Origin of the sequence: Flavobacterium sp., assembly GCF_044338735.1 — a bacterium.
GTDB lineage: Bacteria > Bacteroidota > Bacteroidia > Flavobacteriales > Flavobacteriaceae > Flavobacterium.
The window spans coordinates 1-4569 of the sequence record NZ_JBIIWV010000159.1; the positions used below are offsets into that span (position 1 = coordinate 1).

Genomic DNA, 4569 nt, shown 5'->3' on the forward strand with positions numbered 1-4569 from the left:
CACAAATTTAATTTGCTTTTCAAAGCGAAGCTTCTTCTTAAAACTTGCTGAACTTTGCGTGAAACTTTGAGAACTTTGCGTTAAAATTAATCATTTTATAAGCAGTGATTCTTAAAAAACTATGTGACTATGTGTTTAAAACCCGTTTCAAGCATCCGTTTTTTGTAAATCCTTTTTAAATAACTATTTTTGATGTTCAAAATTAAATGGAAAAATGGAAAATAAGCCAAAATTTGCAGTCATTGGAGGAGGAAGTTGGGCTACTGCAATTGCTAAAATGCTATGTGAAAATCAAGAGGAAATAGCTTGGTACATGCGCAGCACAAACGCGATTGAGCATTTAAAACTACAAAAACATAACCCCAATTATTTAAGTTCGGTTACTTTTGATACTAGCAAATTAAAACTTACAAATGACATTAACGAAGCAGTTGCTTATGCTGATTATGTTATTTTTGTAGTGCCGTCGGCCTTTTTAAGTAAAGAATTAGAAAATTTAACCGAAAGTTTAGAAGGTAAAATTATATTTTCTGCCATTAAAGGAATTGTCCCTGAATCGAGCTTAATTGTAGGCGAACATTTTAATACTAAATATAATATTCCGTTCGAAAATATTGGAGTCATTACCGGTCCTTGCCATGCAGAAGAAGTGGCAATGGAGCGTTTATCTTATTTAACTATTGCTTGTAGTGACAGGAAAAAAGCAAAATATGTGGCTACTAATTTAAGTTCTCATTATATTAAAGCAAAAACTACAGACGATATTATTGGGACAGAATATGCTGCAGTTCTTAAAAACATTTACGCTATTGCTGCCGGTATGGCTCATGGTTTAGGTTATGGTGATAATTTTCAAGCGGTATTAATGAGTAATGGTATTCGCGAAATGAAGAAATTCATTCGTAAAGTTCATAAAATGAAACGAAATATTAATAATTCGGCATACTTAGGTGATTTATTAGTTACAGGATATTCGGTGTTTTCTAGAAACAGAATGTTTGGAAACATGATTGGGAAAGGCTACACCGTAAAATCGGCACAAATGGAAATGAGTATGGTGGCTGAAGGATATTATGCAGTAAAAAGTGCCTACAAATTAAACCAAGGATATGGTGCTGATACCCCAATTATTGATGCGGTATACCAAATTTTATATGAAAATAAAGAAGCAAAAGCTGTTTTCAAAAAATTAACCGATCAATTGAACTAACCCATGCTATCATTAAAATCAGGATCAATTGACCATTTAATTGATCATCCGGGCATAATTACTGCGTTTACAATTATAATTATTGCAATGTTAGTGCTAGATTTAGGTGTTTTAAACAAAAAAGGGCACGTGGTTTCAAATCGTGAAGCGGCTATTTGGTCAGCGGTTTGGATTTCTTTATCAATGGGATTTAGTGCCATCATTTATCACTACATGGGTGCCGAAAAATTCATGCAATTTCAAGGTGCGTATTGGATTGAAAAAGCACTTTCAGTAGATAATTTATTTGTTTTTATCTTAGTCTTTGGTTATTTTAATGTGGCCAAAGAAGCGCAACACAAAGTCTTATTTTGGGGTGTAATTGGCGCTTTGGTTTTTAGAGCCATTTTTATTTTTACTGGAGTTTGGTTGCTGAATTATACTTATTTACCCGAAATGGAGTTATTCGGACAAATTGTAAAAATCAATTATCTTTTAACCATTTTCGGAATAATTCTCATCGTTGCCGGAATAAAATCTGGGTTTAGTAATGAAGAAGACGAAGGCAGTAAAGATTTTAGTAAAAGTGCTGGTTCAAAATTCGTACATCAATTTTTTAAAGTAAGTCCGAATTTTGATGGCGATAAATTCTTCACCATCCAAAACGGAATCAAAATGGCAACGCCTTTATTTGTAGTAGTTGCGATTGTAGAATTTACCGATTTGTTATTTGCTGTTGACAGTATTCCTGCAATTTTTGCAATTGCTCCAGACGATCCATTTATTTTATACACGTCAAATATTTTTGCGATTTTAGGATTGCGTTCGTTGTATTTCTTGCTGGCCAACTTTATGTACATGTTCAGCAAATTGAAATATGGATTGGCTATTATTTTAAGTTTTATTGGTGTAAAAATGATTATAGGGCCGTTTTTTCACATTGAAACCACTGTTTCGTTATTGGTTGTTGGTGGCGTGTTAATATTGTCTGTAATCGCTTCTTTATTGTTTCCTGATAAAGATTAATCTTAAACCACTAAGCACACAAAGAAGGCATAAAGAACACGATTAAATCGATCCTTATGCCTTCTTTTGTTTTTTTGAATAATAATTTTACTTTATCGTAATTTCATCCACAAAAATAAACGCATCGCCTCCAGCGCCTTGATGCCACTCGGGTAATTTTCCGAAGTTTTTAGCGATTACTTTTATATAACGTGCTTTTATGTTTTTGGTTTCGTTAGCAGTAAAATTCAAAATAGTATTTTCTTCTATTTTTGGATCTAACGTATTGTTTACCGAACCGAAATACGTAAAATTCACATTATCATCTGAAATGTAATACTCCACTTTGGTTGGCATTAAAATCCACGAACGTTGGTCTTGTAAAAAACGTGCTGAAATTTCAGTAATATCTTTCACTTCTTGCAAATCTACCACCGCTTCAAAATCTTGACTTTGATAACCTTGCCAATCGCCTTTTCTCCAGTTCTCCGTTCCTAAAATACCATCTAACAACCCATCAGGACCACCAGCGTGATATTGCGGATTGTATTTGGATTTGATGTTGATGGTGTAATTGTTTGGTTTTTTGAAAAAGGTGGCGGAAATGGTGTCGCTTATTGTCATTCTCATTCCCATATCAGTTTTATATGCATATATTTTTGTGGTTTTTTCAATTTCAAAGGGAGTTAAATAAAGATTAAACTCTTTTTGACCTTCAATTTTATAAAAAATTAAATATTTAAAATATTTTTCATTTTCATATTTATCTGAAATTGATATTAATAACTTATCTTTAAAAGCTTTACTTTCTGCTTGAATTACTGGAACTGGACTAATTTTTTTATAATTTGTATTTTCAGTATTGTTTTGAGAATAGTCAAATTGGGACATTGTTGCACTTCTTTTTTGAATTGATTGTTCTTTTAATTTTTCTCCCAATAAGAAAATTCTGTTAATCGTTTTTCCGTTCACAACTTGTCTTTGATAGTCGACCACATTTTTCCCATTATCATCTTTTATTTTAATGGAATCAAAAAGAGGTTCGTTGCTTTCCCATTTTTCCATACCTGGCGTAACCGAATAAATGCCCATCGAACTCAACACATACCAAGCACTCATTTGTCCGCAATCTTCGTTGCCAATTAATCCATCAGGAGTGTTTTTGTAGAAATTATCTAAAATATACTTTACTTTTTCATTCGTTTTTTCAGATTTGCCTACATAATTATACAAGTACGCCATATGGTGACTGGGTTCATTCCCATGCGCATATTGCCCGATTAAACCTGTTACGTCTACTTGTTCTCTACCTGTAGTTTTGCTTTCAGCGTTGAAAAGCGCGTCTAACTTGGCTTCAAATTTTTCCTTTCCGCCATGTGCTTGAATTAAACCCTCAATATCTTGTGGTACAAAAAACGAATATTGCCACGAATTACCTTCTGTAAAATTATTATTGACTTCTCTTGGGTCAAAAGGTTTGTCCCATCCGCCGTTTTTCTTTGGACGCATAAAACCCGTTTCCCAATCGAAAATATTTTTCCAATTTTGAGAACGATTCATAAAATACTGATAGTCTTCTTGCTTTTTTAAAAGTTGCGCCATTTGTGCAATACACCAATCGTCATACGCATATTCTAAGGTTTTAGAAACGCTTTCGTGTTCGTCATCCATTGAAATGAATCCGTTTTTCTTGTAGGCTTCTAATCCTAAAACATCTCGCATCGCGGAAGCTTTACTGGCTTCAAAGGCTTTTTCGTAATCAAAACCTGTTATGCCTTTTGCCATTGCATCTGCAATTACAGAAACCGAATGATAACCAATCATACAATCCGTTTCATTGGACGCTAATTCCCAAACAGGCAATCTGCCGCCTTGTTCGTATTGTTTGATGAAGGTATTGATGTAATCGGAAGTACGTTTTTTGTCAATCAAGGTATAAAGTGGATGTGCTGCCCGAAACGTATCCCAAAGTGAAAAAACGGTGTAATAATCAAAGCCTTCTGCTGTGTGAATTTGGTTGTCTCTACCTCGGTATTTTCCGTCTAAATCTTGAGCGATATTTGGTTGCATCATCGTGTGATACAAAGCTGTATAGAAAATCGCTAACTTGTCTTTATCATTTGAAGTGACTTCAATTTTTGATAATTCTTTGTTCCAAAGTGCGATAGCATCTTGATGTACTTTATCGAAATCCCAATGGTTGATTTCGGAACTGTTAAGTTTAGCACCTTCGTAACTTGTTGGCGAAAGCGAGACTTTTACGAGGATTTTTTCGCCTTTTTTTACCATTTTAGAGAAATAGACTTTTAACTCAGTTCCCGAATAAAAATCACCTTTTGTAACACTATTAGATTTGACACTTGTAAACTTCATCG

General features: G+C 33.8%; 3 protein-coding genes. 2 read left to right on the forward strand and 1 reads right to left on the reverse strand.

Features of this window, described 5'->3' with window-relative positions; genetic code table 11:
* The first annotated feature begins 214 nt into the window (after positions 1–214).
* Positions 215–1210: an NAD(P)H-dependent glycerol-3-phosphate dehydrogenase gene (locus ACIQZC_RS09215; protein WP_396138936.1), complete on the forward strand. Its 996-nt coding sequence runs from the start codon at positions 215–217 to the stop codon at positions 1208–1210.
* A 27-nt stretch (positions 1211–1237) separates the two neighbouring features.
* Positions 1238–2215 carry a TerC/Alx family metal homeostasis membrane protein gene (locus ACIQZC_RS09220; RefSeq protein WP_396138938.1) on the forward strand — a complete coding sequence of 326 codons (978 nt, stop codon included), beginning with the start codon at positions 1238–1240 and terminating at the stop codon, positions 2213–2215.
* Between the two features lie 87 nt (positions 2216–2302).
* Here ACIQZC_RS09220 and ACIQZC_RS09225 read toward each other — a convergent pair.
* Positions 2303–4569, reverse strand: a 2267-nt coding sequence (locus ACIQZC_RS09225; protein WP_396138937.1) for a GH92 family glycosyl hydrolase, incomplete at its 5' end; no start/stop codon positions are given.

Coding starts and splice junctions, on each gene's coding strand:
- ACIQZC_RS09215 (WP_396138936.1), top strand. CDS start 215: ATGGAAAATAAGCCAAAATTTGCAGTCATTGGAGGAGGAAGTTGGGCT.